At 66.4% G+C, this 22,370-nt stretch carries 13 protein-coding genes; 7 read left to right on the top strand and 6 right to left on the bottom strand.

The window, feature by feature from the left end; translation table 11 throughout:
• The first annotated feature begins 234 nt into the window (after positions 1–234).
• The 3 genes from GGQ89_RS05235 to GGQ89_RS05225 all read left to right on the top strand — a co-directional run bounded on the left by GGQ89_RS05235 (position 235) and on the right by GGQ89_RS05225 (position 6,054).
• Positions 235–696: a GAF domain-containing protein gene (locus tag GGQ89_RS05235; RefSeq protein WP_237243346.1), complete on the top strand. Its 462-nt coding sequence runs from the start codon at positions 235–237 to the stop codon at positions 694–696.
• Positions 693–2,744, top strand: a complete 2,052-nt coding sequence (locus GGQ89_RS05230; RefSeq protein ID WP_184104621.1) for an EAL domain-containing protein — start codon at positions 693–695, stop codon at positions 2,742–2,744. Before GGQ89_RS05235 ends, GGQ89_RS05230 begins: the two co-directional genes overlap by 4 nt.
• Before the next feature lie 376 nt (positions 2,745–3,120).
• Positions 3,121–6,054, top strand: a complete 2,934-nt coding sequence (locus tag GGQ89_RS05225) for a TonB-dependent receptor domain-containing protein (protein ID WP_184104619.1) — start codon at positions 3,121–3,123, stop codon at positions 6,052–6,054.
• A 55-nt stretch (positions 6,055–6,109) separates the two neighbouring features.
• Here the strand turns inward: GGQ89_RS05225 and GGQ89_RS05220 are convergent, their stop codons facing one another.
• A complete protein-coding gene (locus GGQ89_RS05220) occupies positions 6,110–9,085 on the bottom strand; it encodes a TonB-dependent receptor plug domain-containing protein (protein ID WP_184104617.1) in 2,976 nt (991 codons plus the stop codon).
• Between the two features lie 123 nt (positions 9,086–9,208).
• Positions 9,209–12,250 (bottom strand): glycosyl hydrolase family 28-related protein, encoded by a 3,042-nt coding sequence (locus GGQ89_RS05215; RefSeq protein WP_184104737.1) that lies wholly within the window; start codon positions 12,248–12,250, stop codon positions 9,209–9,211.
• A 164-nt stretch (positions 12,251–12,414) separates the two neighbouring features.
• Here GGQ89_RS05215 and GGQ89_RS05210 point away from each other — a divergent pair, with 164 nt between their 5' ends.
• On the top strand, positions 12,415–12,954 hold the full coding sequence (locus GGQ89_RS05210; protein WP_338112338.1) for a gluconokinase: 540 nt from the start codon (positions 12,415–12,417) through the stop codon (positions 12,952–12,954).
• A 5-nt stretch (positions 12,955–12,959) separates the two neighbouring features.
• Here the strand turns inward: GGQ89_RS05210 and GGQ89_RS05205 are convergent, their stop codons facing one another.
• Positions 12,960–13,637: a FadR/GntR family transcriptional regulator gene (locus GGQ89_RS05205; protein WP_184104615.1), complete on the bottom strand. Its 678-nt coding sequence runs from the start codon at positions 13,635–13,637 to the stop codon at positions 12,960–12,962.
• 13 nt (positions 13,638–13,650) lie between these two features.
• Positions 13,651–14,997 carry a GntT/GntP/DsdX family permease gene (locus GGQ89_RS05200; protein WP_184104613.1) on the bottom strand — a complete coding sequence of 449 codons (1,347 nt, stop codon included), beginning with the start codon at positions 14,995–14,997 and terminating at the stop codon, positions 13,651–13,653.
• A 304-nt stretch (positions 14,998–15,301) separates the two neighbouring features.
• Here GGQ89_RS05200 and GGQ89_RS05195 point away from each other — a divergent pair, with 304 nt between their 5' ends.
• The 3 genes from GGQ89_RS05195 to GGQ89_RS05185 all read left to right on the top strand — a co-directional run bounded on the left by GGQ89_RS05195 (position 15,302) and on the right by GGQ89_RS05185 (position 19,210).
• On the top strand, positions 15,302–15,559 hold the full coding sequence (locus GGQ89_RS05195) for a helix-turn-helix domain-containing protein (RefSeq protein WP_206362765.1): 258 nt from the start codon (positions 15,302–15,304) through the stop codon (positions 15,557–15,559).
• A gap of 64 nt (positions 15,560–15,623) precedes the next feature.
• Complete coding sequence (locus GGQ89_RS05190) at positions 15,624–18,653, top strand: glycosyl hydrolase family 28-related protein (protein ID WP_184104611.1); 3,030 nt, start codon at positions 15,624–15,626, stop codon at positions 18,651–18,653.
• A 59-nt stretch (positions 18,654–18,712) separates the two neighbouring features.
• Positions 18,713–19,210, top strand: coding sequence for a DUF427 domain-containing protein (locus tag GGQ89_RS05185; protein WP_184104609.1), 498 nt, complete (start codon positions 18,713–18,715; stop codon positions 19,208–19,210).
• Positions 19,211–19,213: 3 nt separating this feature from the next.
• Here GGQ89_RS05185 and GGQ89_RS05180 read toward each other — a convergent pair whose 3' ends face one another.
• The gene (locus GGQ89_RS05180) at positions 19,214–21,709 is read right to left on the bottom strand and encodes an FtsX-like permease family protein (protein WP_184104607.1); all 2,496 of its coding nucleotides are present in this window, start codon (positions 21,707–21,709) and stop codon (positions 19,214–19,216) included.
• The gene (locus tag GGQ89_RS05175) at positions 21,706–22,365 is read right to left on the bottom strand and encodes an ABC transporter ATP-binding protein (protein WP_240456502.1); all 660 of its coding nucleotides are present in this window, start codon (positions 22,363–22,365) and stop codon (positions 21,706–21,708) included. The genes GGQ89_RS05180 and GGQ89_RS05175 overlap by 4 nt, the downstream gene beginning before the upstream one ends.
• Positions 22,366–22,370: the final 5 nt, after the last annotated feature.

Below are 22,370 nucleotides of genomic sequence, written 5' to 3'. Positions count from 1 at the left end.
CATCTGTTTGGCGGGGCACCGCTTGGCACGGTTGCTTCTTTCGCTATTCGAACGAAGCTGGCCGAGGATCGGCCTGCGAACCAGCGGCCAAGACTCCGAAGCCGTCGGATTAATTTATGCCGGTAAATCAAGTTTTAAGGTTCAGGTGCGACCAGAATGAGCACTCAGTACTGAAGAGAGACGATGCTCAAGAGCCTGTTCCGGGAAAGGCGACGTACCAGCGCCGTACATGCGTTGAACGTTCTGAACTCGCCGCCCGAACCCGGCTTCGACCGTTTCGTCGAGCGGGCCGCGATATCCTTCAACGCCCCGATCGCGCTCCTGTCCCTGATCCATGGCAATCAGCAATGGTTCAAGGCGACCCGTGGCGTCGACATCGTCTGCAATCCGCGCCACCGCAGCTTCTGCACCTTCGCGCTCGACAAGCCCGACGTGCTGGAGATTTGCGACCCGTGCAGTGATCCGCGCGTGGCCGAACTGCCAGCCGTCAACGCCGCGCCGTTCGTCCGCTATTATATCGGCGTGCCGTTGCGCGTCACCGGGGGCATCGATGTCGGTGCACTGTGCGTCTTCGACACGCAGCGACGGAACCCCGCTTCGTCGGACCAGAAAGCCTATCTCATTGCGCTGGCCCGGCAGGCGGCGGTCGCCCTGGAAAGCCGGGCGGACCTGCTCCAGATGGAGGGGACCGCGTGATCGATGTCGTCCTGTGCTTGACGCAACAGCATGACCTGCGCTTCGTCGCGCTGGCGCTGCTGATCTGCGTCACGGGGTCGCTTGCGACCGTCCAGTTGTTCAGCCGGGTCCGGGCCTCCCGGGGGTATCGCCGCTATGGCTGGATCATATTGGGTGCGGTCGGTGCGGGCACGATGGTCTGGGCGACCCACTTCGTCGCCATGATGGCGTTCCGGACGAGCGCGCCCGTCATTCTCGATCCAATCCTGACGCTGATGTCGCTGCTGGCGGTGATCGGGATCGCTGCTCCGGGACTGGCCCTGGCCGCCGGGCGGCGGCGCTGGTCGGGGGCGGTCGGTGGGGCCGTGATCGGCACGGGCATTTCGGTCATGCATTATATCGGCATGGCGGCATACCGGGTCGACGGCATCGTCACCTGGAAAGAGCCTTATGTCGTCGCCTCCATCCTGTTGTCGAGCGGCCTGTCCGCCATGGCCTTCCACGTGCTGGCCGGGCGGGGGCGCTGGAGGAACAAGACGGCGGTGGCGTGGCTGAGCCTTGCCGTCGCGGCGCTTCACTTCACCGGCATGACGGCGATGAAGATCACCGTCCTGAAGCTCGGCCAGGGCCTGTCGGGCATGACCATGGCGACGCTGGCGACCACGACGACGGTCGCCACGCTCATCATCGTCGGATGCGCGGCGATCAGCGCCCTGATCGATGGACATACCCAGTCGGAAACCTATCGCCGCCTGCGTCACATGGCCCTGCACGACAGCCTGACCGACCTGCCCAACAGGATCAGCTTCATCGAGGATCTGGAGGCCCGCTTCGGCATCCGCGGCGGGTATCAGCGTATGGCGGTGGTGATGATGGACCTGTCGCGCTTCAAGGTGGTCAACGATACCTATGGCCATCAGGCGGGCGACCAGCTGCTGGCGGCGCTGGCGGCGCGGTTTTCCGCCATCCTGCGGCCCGGCGAACGCATCGCCCGGCTGGGCGGCGACGAGTTTTCGGCCGTCGTTTCCTATGACGACCCAGCCGAGCTCGAAGATTTCCTGCATCGGCTGACCACGGCGTCCGAGGCACCATTCCTGTTCGACCGGTTCACCGCGTCGATCGGCGCCAATATCGGTGTCGCGCTGGCCATGCGGGACGGCTCCGATGCCGATGCGCTGCTCGCCAAGGCGGACCTGGCCATGTACCGGGCCAAGTCGGCCCACTCCAAGGAACCTTGTTTCTACGACGCGCATATGGACGATGCCGTGCGCGAGCGGCGCGAGTTGATCGCCGATCTCCGCCATGCGCTCGATGCCGACGCGTTCGAACTCTATTATCAGGTGCAGTCGTCCATCCCGTCGGGCGAGATTTGCGGCTATGAGGCGCTGATCCGCTGGAACCACCCGGTCCGGGGCATGATCCCGCCGGCCCGGTTCATCCCGCTTGCCGAGAAGAGCGGCGATATCGTGCCGCTGAGCAACTGGGTCCTGCGGCGCGCCTGCCACGAGGCGGCGGGCTGGGCCGACCCGCAGCCCGTGTCGGTCAACCTGTCGCCGATGCATCTCGCCGAAAAGCAGCTGGTCGAGACGGTACGTTCGGCCCTGGCGGACAGCGGCCTGCCGCCCGAGCGACTGACGCTGGAGCTGACCGAGAGCGCGATCATCCATGACAAGCATTTCGCGCTGGAGCAGCTGAAGGCGCTGAAGGCGATGGGCATCGCCATCGCGCTCGACGATTTCGGCGTCGGCTATTCCTCGCTGGAGGTGCTGCGCTCCTTCCCCTTCGACCGGATCAAGCTCGATGCGTCCTTCGTCTCCGAGATCGAGCATGACGAACAGGCGGTGTCGATCCTGCGATCGGTCGCGGCGCTGGGTGCGACGCTCAACATGCCGGTGCTGGCCGAGGGGGTGGAGGAACCCGCCCAGCTGGCCATCGTGACCCGGGAGGGTTGCGCCGCTGTCCAAGGCTATCTGATCGGCAGGCCGTCGCGCATGCTGGCCGATCCCGACCATGTGCGACGGGTAGCGAGCCTGCGGCCCCGGATCGTGGAGGCCGAAGCCGTCGCGTGATTATCCAACGCCTGCCAGACGGGAGCCATGGCCTGCTCGCGATTAACAGATGCCGTTAGGTTCAGTGTAATGTTTGACGTCGCTAGCGTCAGCGAGCCAGAAATGAACCAATTGTGACATGCATTTCATCGTCTAAAGACAATATAATTATCGTATATCGGGTGTGCCCTTATCCATTGTTGCATAGGAGCTGGTCGACTGTGTTCTTGCGGTTACATTCGGCCAAATAGATCAAGATGACACTTCCGTAAATTTACAGCGTTTCTCTGTGTCGATTTTATGACGCCACGCTTCCGGGCCTCGTGATGGGGCAGGGGGCGGCAATTTTGGCTGGAGGATCGGATGGCCCGGATCCTCGGCAGAATGAGGACGCGTCATGATCAAGAATTCCACGCTTGCCCGTCGCCGGTTGCAGATCGGGACCGCCCTTCAGAGCCTGACGCTGGTTGGCCTGGGTCTCGGCATGGCGAGTTTTGCGACGGAGGCGTCGGCTCAGGCCGTGCAGGGTGCGGCGACGGACACCACTACAGCGACCACCACCCCGGCGCCGACCGGCGATATCGTCGTCACCGGATCGCGCATCCAGCGACCCGACCTCCAGAGCAGCAGCCCCGTCGCCACGATCAGCGCGGGCGAGCTGAAGGCGACCAACACGGTCACCGCCGAGTCCTATCTCTCATCCTCGCCGCAGTTCGTGCCCGCCGCGAGCAGCACGACGAACAACGGCAATGGCGGCACTGCGACGGTCGATCTGCGCGGCCTGGGATCGCAGCGGACGCTGGTGCTCGTGAACGGCCGCCGCATGGTGCCGTCGGACATTGGCGGCGCGGTCGACATCAACGCGATCCCGACCGTCCTGATCAAGCGCGTCGACGTGCTGACCGGCGGCGCCTCGGCGGTCTACGGCGCCGATGCCATTTCGGGCGTGGTCAACTTCGTGCTCGACGACAAGCTGGAGGGCGTGCGCGCCGATGCCAGCTCGCAGGTCACCGGGCATGGTGACGCCGCCCAGTATAATGCGGGCCTGGCGGCGGGCATAAAGTTCGGCAACGACGATGCCGGGCATATCGTCATCGCGGGTCAGTACACGAAGCGGGACGGCGTCTATCAGTCGGCGCGGGCCTATTCGGCGCAGAATCTCGACGCCAATCTGAAGCCCAGCGGGTCGAGCAACGCGACGCCGACGGTCATCGACATCAACTCCGGCCGATACCAGATCAACGACGGCAGCCAAGCGGGCGGCACGGACAATTTCGTGCCTTATTACAAGCCGTACAACTTCAATCCCGCCAATTATCTGCAAGTGCCGCTGGAGCGGTACAATGCGACGGCGCTGGCCAGCTACAAATTCTCTGACGCGGCCGAACTCTATGCACGCGGCAGCTATACGCGCAGCGACGTGACCGCGATTCTGGCACCGACGGCGACCGCCGGATTCAACTTCACCATCTCGCCCAACAACCCGTTCCTCAACGCGGCCAATTCCGCATTGATCTTTGGCGATCCGAAGAACCTGAATGCCGACGGCACCGCCAATGTCGGCATCCGTCGCCGCGTGACCGAGACGGGCGGCCGCATCCAGGAATTCACCAACGATACCTATTTCGGCATTGTGGGCCTGCGTGGCGATTTCGCCGACAGCTTCCATTACGATGTGTTCGCGCAATATGGCCTGGCCAAGCGGCATCAGGCGCTGCTGAACGACCTCGACTATAACAAGACCGCTCAGGCCATCAATGCGACGGTCGGCGCGAACGGCACCCCCGTCTGCGCCAATTCCGCCAATGGCTGCGTCCCCGTTAACCTGTTCACGTCTCAGCCGATTTCGGCGGCGGCGCTGTCGTTCATCACCGCCAACGGCGCGCAGGACAATCGCTATACCCAGTTCGTCACCGGCGGCAGCCTGTCGGGCGACCTGAACTTCTTGCAAAGCCCGCTGGCCGACAAGCCCGCGGCGGTTGCGCTGGGCGCGGAGTATCGCCGGGAGACGGGCAGCCAGTCGGTCGACGCCAATTACGGCTCGGGCAATTTGATCTATTACGGCCAGGGCACGGCGGTTCCGAATGCGTCCTTCGACGTCAAGGAAATTTACGGCGAGTTGCAGATGCCGCTGGTCACCGACCGGCCCTTCGTCCGCGCGCTGAACTTCGAAGGGGGCGTCCGCTATTCCTCCTACACCAACAACACGGTGGCGGGTCGCAATAAGCTGGACGCCGTGACCTACAAGCTGGGCGGCGACTGGAGTCCGGTCGAGGGCGTGCGCTTCCGGGCGATCTTCAACCGGGCGACCCGCGATCCCAACATTGCCGAGTTGAACAGCCCGATCACCCAGGCGGGCACCGATGTCCTGGCCACCGACCCCTGCGCCAATGGTCTTCCTCAGGGCAATGCGACGCTGGCCGCCAAATGTATCGCCCAGGGGGCTCCCGCCACGCTGGTCAACTCGGGCGTCATTCAGGACGTGACCGCGAACCAGACCAACATCAACGCGGGCGGCAACCCCGCGCTGCGCCCGGAAACCGCCAACACGCTGACGGCGGGCGCGGTGTTCTCGCCGCGCTTCCTGCCCGGCCTGAACGTCACCGTCGACTATTACCGGATGAAGGTGAACAACTATATCGCGTCCGATGGTTCGCAGGACATCGTGAACCAGTGTTTCAACAACAATATCTCGGCCTATTGCTCGCTGATCGTACGGAACAATATCTCCGGCCAGCTGTCGGGCTCGCCCAATGCGAATGGCCAGTTCCCGGGCGTGACGGAGCAGTTGATCAACGTCGCCACGCTCAAGACCAGCGGCATTGACGTCTCGGCGGATTATCGCTTCACCCTGCCGGGTGACGGCAACAGCCTGACGCTGAACATGGCGGGCACCTATGTCGACAGCTACACCTTCAATCTGGGCGCGCAGGCGACCCCGATCAACTGCGCGGGCAAGTTCGGCAACAGCTGCGCGGCGGTCTCGATCAACCCGATCCCGCGCTGGAAGCATCAGGCCTCGGCCGTACTCGACCTGAACGGGATCGCGATCCAGGGGCGGTGGCGTTATGTCGGGCCGGTCAGCGCGGATGCGGGCACGCCGATCCTGGCCAGCCGCATTCCGTCCTATTCCTATATCGACACGAACATCAGTTTCGACGTGAACAAGCAGTACACGTTCCGCGTCGGTGTCAGCAACCTGTTCAACATCAATCCGCCGATCGTCGGCGGCTCGGCGGGCAGCAGCGGGGCCAATTCGGGCAATACCTTCCCGAACGTCTATGACGCACTCGGCCGGACCTTCTTCGCGGGTATCAGCCTGAAGCTTTGATAGCCGAACCGGGAAGGGGTGGATTTCGACAGGCCGAAATCCACCCCTTTCCATCTTAGAACTTGGCGCGCAGGCCGATCCGGTAGGAGCGACCCAGCGTGTCGTACAGCGCCGGATTGACGTCCAGGCCGGTATTGGTCTGCGGCGACGGCTCGGGATCGCGGTTCAGAAGATTGTCGACTTTGAAGAACATGCTGACCGCTGGCGTGACGTTCAGCGAACCGCCGATATCGACATAGAAGGCACCCTTCATGAAGTTGCGGTCGATCGTCGGGTTGTTGCCGGTCGAAACCGGGCAGCTGGTCGAGCAGACGACATATTGGTTGCCGAACACGCCATCGCTGAACCAGCGTTCCTGAACCAGCAGGCTGAATCTGTCGGTGTCGTAGCTCTGGATCGCCAGCCACTTCCAGCTCGGGGTCGCACCCGAATTGGCCCCTGCGCTGTCGATCGGGATCGTGCCGGGCAGGCCGGGGTCGGTCACGAACTTGATGACATGGGTGGCGAGCGCGCGCAGCGTCAGATTGCCGTTCAGCCCCATCGGGTTGCGCCATTGATAGCTGCCCTCGATATCGAAGCCGCTGGTCTTGATCGAGGCGAGGTTGAACGCCTGGACGTTGACGAAATTCGGCCCGGCCGTGTTCTGAAGGTTGAAGGCGCCGCACGTCTCGGTATTGCCCTGGAAGCACAGGTTGACGATCTGCGCGGCCGACAGGCTGGAGACGACGTCGTTCACCTTGATCGTGTAATAGTCGAAGGACAGGCTGAGCCCCGGTGCCCAGCTCGGCCGCGATAGGACCACCCCCGCCTCGGTGCTGCGCGCGATTTCGGGGCGCAGGTTGGGATTGCCCAGCGAGTTCTGGATGATCAGCACCTGGGTATTGCGGAACGGATCGGTGAAGTTGGGCACCGTCGTCGTCGTGGGGGCGGCGAATAGCTCGGACAGGTTGGGTGCCCGCACGTCGCGTGAGGTGACGGCGCGAAGGCGGAAGCCGTCGAGCGGCGTGTCCCATGTGCCGCCCAGCTTCCAGGCATAGACCGCGCCGGAGGTCGAATAATGGGTGGCACGACCCGCCGCGCTCAGATTGGCACGGCCCAGGCTCTCCGAATTGATCAGCGGCAGGTTGAGCTCCAGGAAGCTCTCATACACGTCATATTTGCCCGAGCCGTTCTTGTAATTGCCCGCATACCAATTGCTGCCGGTCGCCGAATTCAGGAACGGGTCGGCGGGATAGGCCGCCGAATTGGGGCTGATCGCCGAGACGCCCGCGCCATAAGGATCCGCGTTCACCCGATACGCCTCTCGCCGATACTCGACGCCGGTCGCGATCGACAGCGGCCCGGCCCACAGGTCGATCAAATTGCCCGAGATGCTGCCCGCCGCGGCATCCTGGGTCTGGCGGGTATGCTGGAACGGACCGTTGACGGGCACGATATAGGCCAATGCGGCGGCCGAGGGCGTCGCGCCGCCGAAGATGTTGATCGGCTGGCACCCGCTGGCCCGTGCGGCGGCATCGGCGCAGACGATCTGGCCGTTCAGCGTCGTCGCGTTGATCGCCTGGTTATAGCGTCCGGTCAGGCTGATATTGTCGACATCGATGTCGGTGACGTTGATGCCATGCTCGTAATAGACGTCATAGGTCCAGCTGCCGCCGAACACCTCCGCCTTGCCCTTCAGGCCGCCGACGAAGCGATACTGGCGGCGGTCGGTGTTGACCTTGATGTTCGGCAGGATCGCGTTGCTCAGGCCATAGCTGAACTGGGTGATGCCGTTGGCGGCGCATTGCTGCTGAATGGATTGCGGCAGATAGGGGTTGGAACACTGGATGGTCAGCCCCGTCTTGGAGGCACCGGGATTGGGCTGGTTGCTGGTCTTCACCTGCGCGATATTGGCGGTGACATACAGTTCCATGTCGGGTGCGAGGTCATAGCCGATGCGGGTATAGCCGTTGATCCGCTCCAGCGCGGATTGCAGCGAGGTGCCCGAGCCGACATGGCCCGACTGGTCGCCGCCGACGCAGAAACCGACATAGCATCCGATGACGTTGCCCGCGGCGTTCTTGGCGGGAATGCCGTTCGATCCATATTGAAAGGGGAAGGGATTGCCGTTGGCGTCGAACGCCGTGCCCTGGAGTGGTCCGGCGCTGATCAGGCCGTATTTGGTGTATTGATAGGCCTGGCCATGGTCGCGGTAGAGGAATTGCGGCGTGCTGCCGTTGCGGATGCCGGTATCGACCAGCGTCGACGCGCGGTACCAGTCGCGGCTGCCAGCCAGATCCTCGCCGAAATTGCCCGGCCCGACGCCCTGATCCTTGGCATATTCGCCGCTGACGATCAGGTGAAGTCGGTCACCCGCCAGCGCCTTGCCGAACGCCGCCTGGGCCAGCACCTGGCCGTTATCGCCATAGGTGGTGACCCCGGTCTGGAGATTGCCCTTGAACCCGGTGAAGCGCGTATCGGTGATGAAGTTGATGACACCGCCGACCGCGTCCGATCCCCAGGAGGCCGAGGCACCGCCGGTCACGACATCGACCCGCTTGATCAGCAATTGCGGGAACTGGCTGATATCGGGAACGCCGGTGACGTTCGCGCCGACCACCCGCTGCCCGTCGAGCAGCGTCAGGGTGCGGATGGTACCGAGGCCGCGCAGCGAAAAGGAGCTGAGGCCCTGCTGCCCGCTTGACGTGCTGAAGGTGCCCGTCGTCGCGCCGGTTGATCCCTGCAAGGACGGCAACTGGGCCACGGTGTTGAAGATATTCGGCTGGGCGTTGGCCTGGATCTGTTCCTCGCCGATGACCGTGGTCGGCGTGGGGGCGTTATAGCCATTGGCGGTGATGCGGGTGCCGGTGACGACGATATCGCGCTCGCTGGCCGCTTGTTCCTGAGCGCCCGTCGCAACGTCGGGAGCTTGGGTTTGCTGTGCCGGTGCAGCCATTGCGGGGCTGGCGATCAGCGCCAATGCCAGGGCCCCAACGCTGGTAGCGTTACCGGATTTCCACGAGGCGCGGCTGCGCCGGTTGCCGATGCTCATCACTCCATCCCCTCACTCGAATCGCAGAGCGTGGCCGGTGATCTTTGGCCCCTCCGTCTCCCGCCCGCTTTACCGCAGGGACGAAGGGGCGGCATCTACGACCATAGTCGGTATCGTGGCGGCTCAGGGCTCTGCCGCGTACAATCCATGATGGGTCAGGATGAACAGCGTCCGTCCGTCGGTGCCGCCGAACACCAGCTGCAAGGGACGCTCGGGCACGTCGATCCGGCCGAGTTCGGTCCCTGCTGCGTCATAGACGAAGACCTGTCCGTTCGCGACATAGACCCGCCCGTCCGTGCCCGTGACGACGCTCTCGCCGCCGCGATGGGCGAAGGGTTTCAGCTCGGTCACGGCGCCGCCCGCACCGACCAGCCCGGTATAGGTCCGGTCCTCCGACCCGTTGGCGATGGCGATCCGGGTGCCGGGGCGCGCCGCCATCAGGCCATAGGTGTCGAGCGTGTCCGAAAAGCGCCAGCCGCGATGATCGGTTGGCCCCTGCTGCCACACGCGGAAGGCGGGCAGGGCGATGCTGCCATCGGGTGCGACATAGGATAGCGGCTTGGGCTGGCCGATGTCGCGAGCGAACATCTCGGCCAGGGTGGTGAACCGGTCGGTGGCGGGGTCGTACTGATCGCGAAACTCGCCATTGACCCAGAGGCTGCCGGGCAGGGCGATCCGGGCGCCCGGCGGTGTCGCGGCGCTCGGCGTCAGGAGCGTCACGGCGGCGGGGGTCTTGGGATCGATGCTATAGACCGTCGCGGCAGGCCCCGCGGACGACAGGACCAGCAGCTTGCCCGAGCCATCCACCGCCAGGTTCACCGGGTCGAGCGGCGCGTCGGACACGACCGACAGGCCTTCCGCCTCGCTCCAGCCATGGATGCGCTGGAAATAGCGATCGACGAAATAGAGCTTGCCGCTGGCATCGGCCGCCCCGCCGCCGAGCGAATAGAAACCGTCCGCCAGCCGCCGGACGGGCGTCAGGCTGGGCGAGGGCGCGGGCAGGGTGGCGGGGGTGACGTCCAGCGTCGCGAACTCGCGCTCGCGCACCTCCGCCCCGCGCGTCATGTCGCGGATCGCATTTTCGTAAGGATATTTGCTGGCCCGCAAATAGGTGCCGCAGCCATCCGCCTGACAGGTTGCAAAGCCGCTTTCGGCATTCACATGGACGTTGCGGAAGCGGATGTCGTTCCGGCCGTACAGCGCGATCGCCGCCTTGGCGGGCTGAAGCGAACGGGTGACGCGGTAAGCGTGGAGATTGGCGAACAGCACATCGCGCACGTTGCGTAGCTCAAAGGCGACGGCATCGCGGCTTTCGCCCGCTTCCTCCTCGGTCTGGGGCGCAAGGAACTCCCAATGCGCCACCCGGTCGAGCACGATCTCGGCGCGGCGATGATGCTCGGCGGACATCTGATAGACATGGCCAGGCGTCTCGGTGTTCGACACCAGCATTCCGGCAGAGGCATAGGTGTCGGGAGTCCATAGCCCGTTAAACGTACCGCCACCGCCGTCCATCACCCAAAGGCTGGGATAATGGCCGTCCCAGCGCTGCTTCGGGTCGGGATCGCCGGTGTGGTCGGCATTATAGGGATCGAAGCGGCTGCCATCGGCGCGGAAGGTGCCGTGCCCGCCCTGGAACTTGACGTCATCGACCAGAGAACCTTCGCCCGCGCGCCAGAGCAACGCCGCGGCCCGCGGATTACGCCCGCCCGCCGCGAGACCAAGGCCGGAGATGATGGCGTCGCCCCCCTGGGCGCTCTCGATCAGTCCCTTCGCGCTGCCGACGCCCCGAAAGGCCGGGCTGTCATCGGTCAGGACGATCTGGGTCAGGCTGGGGTGGAGGCCGATCAGCACGCTGTCGGTGCGCAGGCGTAGCGTGTCGCTGACCCGGTAGAAACCGGCGGGGAAATAGAGGATGCGGTGCGTGTCGATCGCCCGTTGCAGCGCGGCGGTGTCGTCGGTCGTGTCGTCACCCTTGGCGCCGAGGTCGCGGACATTGGTCCAGCGTTCGACCGGCGGAAGGGCGCGGATCGCGGGAGCCTCGCGGGATACCGACGCGGACAGCGGCACCGCATCCGCCTTGGTCGCATAGCGCCCCGTCTGGCCAAGCGACGGCACCGCCAGACCATACGAAAAGTCGCGCATCCGGTAGCGTCGGGCGGGGCCGGTAATCGTCCGCCCACTGTCGCGGAACTGCGCGAAGACCGGCATGTCGCTCGCGGTCGCGTCCTGGAAGCCGATTTGCGTATAGGCATTGTCCTCGTTGCTGATGACGATGCCTGCGCGCGCCACCCGCTCGAACCGGACCTTCTTGCCCCAGAACCAATCGCCATAGCCCCGGTCGATCTCGATCCCGACGGGCACGTTGCGGATCACCGTGTTGACCAGGGTCAGCCCCGCCTCATGCTCGCGGATCGCCGCGTCGCGCTGTCCGTCGAAGCTGGAGTCGATCAGCGTGTAGGACCAGGCGGGAGACGGCTTCTCGGTCAGGATGCCGTAGCGCCCGCCATGGAAGTGCAAATCCTGTCCCAGATTGCCGACCTGATAGATGCCAGCCAGCGCATCGCCCAACCGAAAGTCGATATGCGCCAGATAGCTGTGCTGCGCCGTGTGGAAACGGACGGCGGTCGCGGCGGGGTTGCCCGCCCCGATCTCGAAATCGACATTGGCCATGGCCGAATAGAAGGTGCCCGAATTGGCGTCGGCGATGCTCTTGTCGAAGGGGACGCTGGTCGGCGGCGGCACGGGGACCGGCGCTGCGTCCTTGCCCGTTTCGGGGGGCAGCGTGCCGGTGAAGAAGACCATGGTCCCGATGCCCTGCTGGAACCCGGGGGTGGCGGGGGCTAGGACGAAGACGGGGCGCGTCTTGCCCACGCCGAACAGGCGCACGCCTGGCCGCATGTAGAGCGTACGGGTCAGCCGATACCGGCCGGAGGGCAGGAAGACGATCCCGCCGCCGCCCTGACCCGCCACTTGGTCGATCGCCTGCTGGATCGCCGCGCCATCGTCGCTCCGACCGTTACCGCTCGCCTGCACCGTCACCGCGCGGGGATCGGCGGGCGCGCGGGTGAAGACGGAGGCAGGGCGACCGGCCCAGACCGGCGACGCAGCGGTTCCGGCGAGCAGCGCCAGAACGGCAAGGGAAAGCGGGCGCGGCATGGCGGTCATCCTTATCGGGCGGAACGGATCGGGGGCAGGGCAATTGGGATAGGCAAGGCGACGCTGCGGCACGACTGCGACAAAGGTCGTAATGGCCTTTGTCGTCCAAGGCGCGATAGCGAGGGTCGAACGGGCATGGCCGACAGTGCCGATGCTAACGACAAGGGGTGCGGGTGAAGGCGAAAGACGGCAACGGCACAGGCGCACGCGCCCATGGTATCGTGGTGATGGGCGTCAGCGGCACGGGCAAGACCACCCTGTCCGAGCGGCTGGGCGCGCAGCTCGATTGCCCGGTGCTGGAAGGCGATGCGTTTCACTCGGCCGAGAATGTCGCGAAGATGCGCACCGGCCATGCCCTGACCGACGCGGATCGTTGGCCCTGGCTGGATCGTCTCGGCGCGGCGATCGGTAAGACTGCGAGGAACGGCGGGACGGCCATAGCCGCCTGTTCCGCGCTCCGCCGGGTGTATCGCGAGCGTCTGCGGGCAGCGGCGGGCGTGCCGCTGTACTTCGTCTTTCTCGACACGGATGCCCAGGAGATCGCCAGGCGGATGAACGGGCGCAAGGACCATTATATGCCGCCCAGCCTGCTCGACAGCCAGCTGGCGACGCTGGAGCGGCCGACGGCGGACGAATGCGCGTTGACGCTGGATGCCGGACTGCCGCCCGAAACGCTGGCCGCCCAGGCGCTCGGGTGGGTGAAGGGCGCCTGAGACGCTCACGGCATCAGCCGCTTGCGCCCCTGCGACAGATGCCAGCGCATCGCCAGGGCCGCACCGTCGGGATCGCGGCCCCGGATGGCCTCGACGATGGCGTCATGCTCATCCATCATCGCGCCGATCACCTCGGGCGGGCGCGAGCGTGAGATGTCGACCCCGGCGCGCAGGATGTGCATCACCTCGTCCTTAAGATGGTCGAAGACGGGGATGAAGGCCGAATTGCCCGTCGCCTCGACGATGGTGCGGTGTAGCACCCAGTCCTCGTCATGCGCGGGCGCCTCGGACAGGAGCGCGGCGCGTAGCGCGGCCAGCGCCTGCTCGATCGCCTCCATCTGTTCGCTCGACCGGCGCAGTGCCGCCAGCCGTGCGGTCTCCGCCTCCAGAACGAACCGCACCTCATAGGTGCCCAGCGTCTTGGCCAGCTCGTCCATCGGCATATGGGTGCCCAGCCGCTCGGACGGGCGGCGCTTGACATAGGAGCCCGCGCCGCGCCGCGCCTCGGTGATCCCGTCCGATGCCAGTCGGGCCAGCGCCTCGCGCACGATGGTGCGCGACATGCCGAACGTCTCGGCCAGCCTCGCCTCGGAGGGCAGGCGGTCGCCGATGGCCAGCCCCTCGTCATTGATGATGCGGACGATCGCCGTATAGGCCCGGTCCGCCAGCCGCCCTTCGTTCATCGTCGCCCTCGCTTCAGACGATATGGCTCAAGATCATCACCAGCGCGAGGCCGACGACGGAGATGACCGTCTCCAGCATCGACCAGGTCCTGAACGTGTCGGCGGTGCTGGTGCCGACATAGCTTTTGACCAGCCAGAAGCCCGGATCGTTGACATGGCTGAAGAACACCGAGCCTGCGCCGATCGCGAGGACCACGAGTTCGGGGGAGACGCCCGACCCGGCGACCACGCCCGGCATGATGCCGACCGCCGTGATGGTCGCAACCGTCGCCGACCCCGCCGCCAGCCGGATACCGACCGCGACCAGCCAGCCGAGCAACAGCGGCGAGATGGCGTACATGGTGACCAGCCGGGCCAGCAGATCCGACAGGCCTGCGCTGACCAGCACCTGCTTCAGCGCGCCGCCCGCGCCGATCGCCAGCAGGATCGCCCCCGCCGCGCCCATCGTCTCATGCCACACCGCGTCCTGGATCGTCGCCTCGCGCAGCCGCCGTCCGAACAACAGGGGCAGGGCGAGCAGATTGGTGACGAGCAGCGCGATCACCGGATTGCTCGCCGCGACCAGCCAGGCGGCGCCCTTCAAGCCTGTGGCAAGCTGTCCCAACTCGCCCGTTGCGATCAGCAGCACGGGCAGCAGCACGATGAACAACGCGGCCCCGCGCCCTGGTACCGCGATGTCCAGCCGGTGGTCGCCCAGGACGGGCGGCGCCAGGCGGACGCCCGGCGTGACGATCCGCGCCAGTACCGGCCCCGCGATGATTGCGGTCGGAATGGCGACTAGAATGCCGTAGAGCATCGTCCGCCCCAAATTGGCCCCCAGTGCCTCGACTGCCAGCAGCGGGCCGGGATGCGGGGGCACCAGCGCATGGACGACGCCCAGTCCGGCGAGCGCGGGCATGATGAGGCGCAGCTTGGCGGCATCGCGCGCCTCGCTATCGGGCGTGTTCATCGCCTCCGCCGCCGCCACGACGATCGGGAGCAACAGGACAAGGCCCGTCTCGAAGAACAGTGGCAGGCCGATCAGGATCGCGATGCCCAAAGTGGCCCAGGGCGCCGCCTTAGCGCCCGTCAGCCGCAATGCGCTCTGCGCCAGAGCCGCTGCCGCGCCCGACAGGTGCAGCATCGCCCCCAGCGACAGGCCGAGCGCCACGACCAGGCCGGTCCCGCCGACGATGTCGCCCACACCCTTCTGCACCGCCTTGGCGATATCGGCGAGCGGAAGCCCGGCGAGCAGTCCGACCGCGAACGCGCCGCACAGCAGGCCGATGAACGGATGCAGCCGCCCCTTCACGATCATCAGGACGGCGAGCAGGATGCCCGCCAGCGCGGACGCGATCAGGCGGATATCCTCGCCGGTCACGGGCGGGCTCCGCACGTCATCTGGTTCAAGCGCGTGATGTGGTTCAAGCTCTGCGGATCGCGCATCGACACCCCTCCTTGGTCCATGGCGGCGTCTTCGCCTGCCGGACTTTACCACTAATCTGTAGGACAGGTTTTTGGGTCCGGGCAATAGAAAAGGGCTTGATCCGGGGCAATTGGCGGGAGCATGATGAAAACCTGTCCAACCGAATCCACATAGATTGGGTCGCAACGGACGCGGGATCATGTCGGCGCACACGACCGACAGCCTTTGGCCCAGCCGGGCCGCATAGTGGAGGATGACGATGGAAGGGACACGTCCGACGGCCTGCCAACCCCTGAGCACGAGCGCCGAAGCGCCCTCGCTCGCACGGCTGACCCCAACCCAGATGAAGGTGCTGCGCGGCGTCCATTCGGGGATGCTCAACAAGCAGATCGCGTTCGATCTGGGCATCGCCGAGGCGACGGTGAAGGCGCACATGACCGCGCTGATGCGCAAGCTGAACGTGCGCAACCGGACGCAGGTGGCGATCGCGGCGCAGGCGCTCAGCCTCCACGCCTGATCCAGGTTGGCGACGCCGGTCGCCGTGCCGCTACGCTGAGGCCCACCGATACAAGGAGAGGGCAATGAAGACGAACTGGCTGCTGAGCGCGGCGGTGGTGATGGCCGCTGCACCCCTGATGGCGGTCCCTGCTGCCGCCCGGTCCTCGACCTCCATCTATCGCACCGCCCCCGCCGATCCGCGCGCGATCACCATTCGCGGCGTCGGCGACGGGCGCGCCGATGACAGCGCCGCGATCCAGCAGGGCATCGACGAAGCGGCCAAGGGCGGCCATGGCGGCATCGTCTTCCTGCCCTCGGGCCGCTATCGGATCAGCCGCACGATCGTCGTGCGCTCGGGCGTTCGCCTGTTCGGGGTCGGTCCGACCCGGCCCGAGATCCTGTTGGCCGATGCGACGCCGGGCTTCGGCTCGGGCATCGCCGCGATGATGACCTTTGCAGGCGACGACCAGTATCGATCGGGCAAGCCGCCGGTGCCTGTCCCGACGACGGTGCCGTTCGATCCGACGCTGTACGACGCCACCTCCTCGACCTTCTATTCCGCGCTCGCCAATGTCGATTTCCGCATCGGAGAGGGCAATGCGGGGGCGGTCGGGGTGCGGTTTCGCGTCGCCCAGCATGGCTATATCCGTCATGTCGACTTCCATATCGGATCGGGCTTTGCCGGTGTCTATCAGGCAGGCAATGCCGCACAGAATCTGCGCTTTTTCGGCGGCCGATATGGTATCGTTACCGAGAAGACCTCGCCCGCCTGGCAGTTCACGCTGATCGACAGCGACTTCACCGGCCAGCGCGAGGCGGCGATCCGGGAGCATGAGGTCGACCTGACGCTGGTCAACGTCGCCATCCGCGACACGCCGGTCGGGATCGAGATCGACCGGGGCTATTCGGACTCGCTTTGGGGCAAGCAGGTGCGGTTCGAGAATGTCCGCGATGCGGGCGTCGTCATCTCCTCGGAAAAGAGCGTCTTTACCCAGATCGGTTTCGACGATGCGATCGGCATCGCCACGCCCGTCTTCGCGAAGTTTCGCGACAGCGGGCGGGTGGTGGCGGGCGCGGGGCCGCGCTACCGCGTCGCCGATTTCGGCTATGGGCTGAAAGTGCCCGAGCTTGGGCAGATGGGCGAATTCGCGACCGATGTGAAGATCAGCCCGCTGGGCCGGACGCCGGCGAGAGCCAAGCCCGCCATCCCCGCGCTGCCGCCGGTCGCGGCCTGGGCGAATGTCCGCGATCTGGGGGTAAAGGGCGACGACACCACCGACGACACCGCTGCCCTGCAACGCGCGATCGACACGCACCGCGTCCTCTATCTGCCGATGGGCCGCTACCGGGTCAGCGACACGCTGCGGCTGCGCCCCGACACGGTGCTTATCGCGCTGCACCCCAGCCTGACCCATATCTATCTGGCGGACGATGCCCCGGGCTATCGCGGGGTCGGATCGGCCAAGGCGCTGATCGAAAGTGCGAAGGGCGGCGTAGGGATCGTCTCGGGCATGGGACTGTGGACCGGCGGGGTCAATCCGCGCGCCACCGCCTTGCTGTGGAAGGCGGGCGAGGCATCGCTGGTCGATGACGTGAAGATCCAGGGCGGCGGCGGTACGGTGCTGACGCCAGGCAGCCCGATCGGCTTTGGCGACCAGCGGGCGCGGTTCGACGGGCAACATCCCAGCATCTGGGTGACGGACGGCGGCGGCGGCACGTTCAATGCGCTCTGGTCGCCCAATACGCTGGCCTCGGCGGGGTTCTACGTCTCGAACACAACGACGCCGGGGCATGTCTATCAACTGTCGGCCGAGCATCATTACCGGGCCGAGATCGTGCTCGATCATGTCGCCAATTGGGAATTCCTGGCCCCGCAGACCGAGCAGGAGGTGCGTGACGGCGTCAACGCCGTGTCGACCGAATTCCGGCACAGCCGCAACATCCTGTTCGCCAACTACCACGGCTATCGCGTCACCCGCACCGCCAAGCCGATGGATGCGGCCTTCAAGCTGTACGACTCAGGCGATATCCGTTTCCGCAACGTCCATGTGAATGCCGAGAGCGGCTTTGCCAGCTGCGACGCCAAGGGCTGCGGCACCTTTCTCCGCGCGAGCAAATATCCGTTCGAGAATGCGATCAAGGATATGACGCGCCAAACGGAGGTGCGCGAGCGGGAGTTTGCCCGCCTCGACGTGCCGCCCGCTCCCGCCAGCGCGGCGACGGCATCGGCGGTCCCGGTGTCGCCGGGTGTCAGCAAGCTGGCGGACGGTTTCTATTCGATCGCCGGGGCGGCGGTCGATGCGACGGGGACGCTGTACTTCATCGATCGCTTCTTCCAGCGTATCCATAGCTGGTCGGAGGCGAAGGGGCTGAATATCGTCGCCGACGCTCCGCTGGATGCGGTCAATCTGGCGGTCGATCGGTCCGGCCATCTGCTGGTCCAGTCCTCGGCCGGACGCGACGGCAGTGTGTACAGCATCGACCCGTCTGCTCCGGCGGCGGTGACCGTGATCCCGTCGACCCCCGTCCGGGCGCATTCGGGCGCACAGACGCTGCTGCCGGTCAATGTCTGGGAAAATGGCGAATTTGCCGACCGGATCGATCCCAAAAGCTACAGCTATCCGACCATGGCCGAGATGTTCGCCGCCAAGATGGGCGCGGCCAAGGTGCAGGAATATGTCTCGCCCGACGGATCGCTGGTGCTGCCCGCCTTTCGTGTGTGGAACCAGGGGCCGGACGATCATCAGGGCTGGCGCTGGTCCGACACGCTCGACGCCTATGGCTTCGCGCCCGCGCCGGTCGGGGGCGAGGTGGTGCTGACCAACGGCTCGGAGAACCGGACCTATGCCGGAAGGGTCGGCGAGGGCGGGCGCGTCACCGATTTGCGGGTGCTGGCCGAGCGTGGGGGTGAGAGTGCGGTCCGAGATGCGGCGGGCAGGCTCTATGTCGCGAACGGGCAGGTCTTCGTCTACAATCCTGACGGCTCGCTGCTAAGGCGGATCGACGTGCCCGAAAGGCCGCTGCAACTGGTGCTGGGCAAGGAAGAGGTGGAAGGAAAGCCGGGGCGGCTGTTCATCCTGACGCATCACGCGCTCTATTCCGCCACGCTATAGGGAGGCATGGTCGATCCGTCCGTCGCGGAGCCGGAGGCGTTGCACCACGTTATCGTGCCATGACGAAGCCCAAGCCAGATCCCGTCGGCCCCGGTCAGGAAAGCGTCTGGACCTATCCGCGCCCCGCCATCGCCGAGCCGAGCGCGCGCCATGTCCGGATCGCGCATCGCGGTATCGTGATCGCCGATACCCGCGCGGCCGTCCGGACGCTGGAGACCAGCCACCCGCCTAGCTGGTATCTGCCGCCCGCCGATATCGACCAGCGCGTGCTGCGTCGATCGGATCGGCGGTCCTTCTGCGAATGGAAGGGCGAGGCGATCTACTGGCATGTCGATCTGGGCGGCACGCTGCTCCGCGACGTCGCGTGGAGCTATCCGAACCCGACGCCGGGCTTTGCGATCCTGCGCGATCATCTCGCCTTCTACGCCGCGCCGTTCGACCATTGCACGATTGACGGCGAGCAGGTCCGGCCGCAGCCGGGCGGCTTCTATGGCGGCTGGATCACGGCCGATCTGGCGGGGCCGTTCAAGGGCGGACCGGGCAGCATGGGCTGGTAGGCCTCAAAGCGCCCGGAGCGCCGCCGACGGCCTTGCCCGCAGCACCGGCAGGGTTCCGGCCACGCCGATGGCCACCGTTACTACCGCGCCGGTCGTCAGTGTGGCGAGGATGACGCTCCAGTCGGGCAGCCACTCGAACTCGAAGATGCGGGTGACGACGAACCACCCGCCGCCCGCGCCCAGCACCAGCGCCACCAGCCCGACAATGGCCGCGAGCAGCGCATATTCGATCGCCTGCATCGCCAGCACCTGTGCCCGTGTCGCGCCCAGTACCTTCAGCATGACCGCATCATAGGTCCTCGCCGCCCGCGCCGCCGCGATCGCGCCGAGCAGCACGGCGATCCCCGCCAGCACCGCGATCCCGGCCGCGACGGTGATGGCGGTCGCCATCTGCCCGACGACGTCCTGGATCTGCTTCAGCACTCCGCCGACCTCGACGACCGAGGTGGACGGAAAACGGGGCAGCAAGGCACGCGTGACGGCCGAGCCCTGCGTGGCGGGCATGTCGATCGTCGCCGCCAGATTGTGCGGCACGTCCTGTAGCGCGCCGGGCGAAAAGACCATCACGAAGTTGAAGCCCAGCGTGTCCCAGGCGATCCGCCGGAACGATGCGATCCGCGCCGTGCGCTCCAGACCCAGTACCGAAACGGTCAATGGGTCACCGATCCGCAGGTTCAGCGCTTTGGCCAGCCGTTCGTCGATCGACACCAGGCTTTGGCGTTGCTCCACTCCGTCCCACCACCGCCCGGCGGTCAGCGTGCTGCCGGGGGGCAGGGTCGCGGCGAAGGTCAGCCCACGCTCGCCCCGCAGCGCCCATGCGCCGTCGGGGATCGACTTGAGGTCGGCGACCCGCGTCGTGCCATAGGCGGTGATCGTGCCGCGCATCAATGGGACGGTGGCGATGCGGGCCGTGGGGGCAACCGACCTGACCGTGTTGCGGAATGCGGCCTCACGCTCGGGCGGCACGTCGAGCGCGAACAAGGCGGGTGCCCGGGCCGGGACCGAACGGCGGATATTGCCATCGATGCTGGTGCGGATGCTGGCGAGCAGCACGAACAGGGTCAGGCCGAGGCCGAGGGCGACGACCAGCGATACGGTCCGCGAACCGGGGCGATAGAGCGCGGTGAGCGCCAGCCGCGGCAAGGGGCGGCGCGGGCGGGGGAGCCGACGCGCGACGGCGCGAACCGCCACGCCGATCGCAACCAGCACGGCCAGCGTCCCGGCGGTCGCGCCCAGAAAGGCGGCGGCAAAGCCCGGACGTTCGGTGGTCGACAGGGCGAGTGCCACAACGGGAAGGCCCGCTGCCATACCCCAGAGGCTACCCCGCCATCCCCCACCGGACCGCGAGTCCAGAACGCCGCGCAACAGGGCAGCGGCCGGAACCTTGCCCGCTGCGACCAGCGGCCGCGCGCAAAAGGCCAGCGCGATCAGCAGGCCATAGGCGGCGGCCAGCGCCAGCGGCCTCGGCGCGATGGTCAGCCCCGGCGCCACCGGCAACACGGCTCCGACGGCGATCCCGACCAACGGCACCGCGACGATCCCCGCCATCAGGCCGAGCAGGATGCCGACCCCGGCGACAGCCAGCAGTTGCAGCAGATAGACTTTCGCCACCAACCCCGATGTCGCGCCAAGCACCTTCAGCATCGCAATCGTCGAGCGTCGCGCCTCCAGGTACGAACTGACGCCATTGCCGACCCCGATCCCCGCGATAACCAGCGCGGCCAGCCCGACCAAAGTCAGGAACTCGGCCATTCGCGCGACGAAGCGGCTGGCGCCCGGCGAGGCCCGGTCGCGGGTCCGCGTTTCCCATCCGGCCGTCGCAAAGCGCCGCTCGAACGCCTTGGCGGTCCGCGAGGAATCATGGGTCGTGGCAAGCCGATATTTGCTCTCGTACAGGCTGCCGGGCTGGATCAGCCCGGTGCGGTCCAGCCCGCCGCGCGACACGATGGCCACCGGCCCCAGCGTAAAGCCCTCACCGAGCCGATCGGGCTCGTCCGCGATGATCCCGCCGACGCGGAACGGGGCCGTCCCGAAGCGAAGCACGTCGCCCTTCTTGATCGCCAGACGCTCTGCCAGTCCGCGACCGATCCACACGGTTTTGGCGTTCGGTGCTCGTACAACCTGCCCATCGGTCAGGGTCAATTGGCCGTAGAGGGGGTAGGCCGCGTCGACCGCCTTCAACTGGACGGGCGCGGTCGTCCCCTTCGCCGTGACCGCCATCGACTGCATTCGCTGGGTTTCCGAGACGCGCCCGGCTGCCTGCATCGCCGCCAGCTCGGGCGGATCGGCCCGGCGTTGCGACACCGCAAATTCCAGATCTCCGCCCAGCAGCACTCGCCCGCGCGCCGCCAGTTCGCCGCCGATCGCATCGCCCAGGCTGCCGATCGCGGCCAGCGCGCCGACGCCCAGGAACAGGCAAAGCAACAACAGCCGCAGTCCCCGGAAGCGAACCGACAGCTCGCGCCGGGCGAGCTTCCAGGCCAGCGCCCAACCGCTCACGCGACGATCCGACCATCGGCGAGTTCGACCACCCGGTCGCAGCGTCGCGCGAGCGCAGGGTCATGGGTGATGACGACCAGGGTCGCGCCGGTCGCGGCGCGGCGATCGAACAACAGGTCCATCACGCGCACGCCCGTGGCGCCGTCAAGATTGCCGGTCGGTTCGTCGGCGAAGACGATCCGGGGACGCGGGCCAAGCGCACGGGCGATGGCGACCCTCTGCTGCTCGCCGCCCGATAGCTGGGCGGGATAATGGTCGAGCCGATGCGCCAGCCCGACCGCCGCCAGTTCGTCTTCTGCACGGGCGAAGGCGTCGGTTTCCCCGGCCAACTCCATCGGCACCGCGACATTCTCGCGCGCGGTCATCGTAGGCAGAAGGTGGAAGGCCTGAAGGACGATGCCGATCCGGCCGCGCCGTGCGATGGCCAGACCGTCCTCGTCCAGCGCCCCGAAATCGGTGCCCGCGACTTCGACACGTCCCGAGGTCGCGCGCTCCAGCCCGGACAGCACCGCCATCAGCGAGGATTTGCCCGATCCCGAGGCGCCCAGCAGCGCCAGGCTTTCGCCATCCGCCACCTCCAGGTCGATGCCCTTCAGGATTTCAACCGGCGCGGCCCCGCCCAGCGTCAGCCTTACATCCGTGGCCCGGATGACCATATTGC

Origin of the sequence: Sphingomonas yabuuchiae, assembly GCF_014199595.1 — a bacterium.
GTDB classification, from domain to species: Bacteria; Pseudomonadota; Alphaproteobacteria; order Sphingomonadales; family Sphingomonadaceae; genus Sphingomonas; species Sphingomonas yabuuchiae.
This window is presented reverse-complemented; position numbering and strand designations above follow the sequence as displayed.

What these genes read in the sequence shown, in the direction of transcription:
- GGQ89_RS05205 (WP_184104615.1), bottom strand. Translation starts at nt 13,637, where the DNA reads ATGAACGAAGGGCGGCTGGCGGACCGGGCCTATACGGCGATCGTCCGC.
- GGQ89_RS05195 (WP_206362765.1), top strand. Translation starts at nt 15,302, where the DNA reads ATGGAAGGGACACGTCCGACGGCCTGCCAACCCCTGAGCACGAGCGCC.
- GGQ89_RS05185 (WP_184104609.1), top strand. Translation starts at nt 18,713, where the DNA reads ATGACGAAGCCCAAGCCAGATCCCGTCGGCCCCGGTCAGGAAAGCGTC.
- GGQ89_RS05215 (WP_184104737.1), bottom strand. Translation starts at nt 12,250, where the DNA reads ATGACCGCCATGCCGCGCCCGCTTTCCCTTGCCGTTCTGGCGCTGCTC.
- GGQ89_RS05190 (WP_184104611.1), top strand. Translation starts at nt 15,624, where the DNA reads ATGAAGACGAACTGGCTGCTGAGCGCGGCGGTGGTGATGGCCGCTGCA.
- GGQ89_RS05175 (WP_240456502.1), bottom strand. Translation starts at nt 22,365, where the DNA reads ATGGTCATCCGGGCCACGGATGTAAGGCTGACGCTGGGCGGGGCCGCG.
- GGQ89_RS05225 (WP_184104619.1), top strand. Translation starts at nt 3,121, where the DNA reads ATGATCAAGAATTCCACGCTTGCCCGTCGCCGGTTGCAGATCGGGACC.
- GGQ89_RS05220 (WP_184104617.1), bottom strand. Translation starts at nt 9,085, where the DNA reads ATGAGCATCGGCAACCGGCGCAGCCGCGCCTCGTGGAAATCCGGTAAC.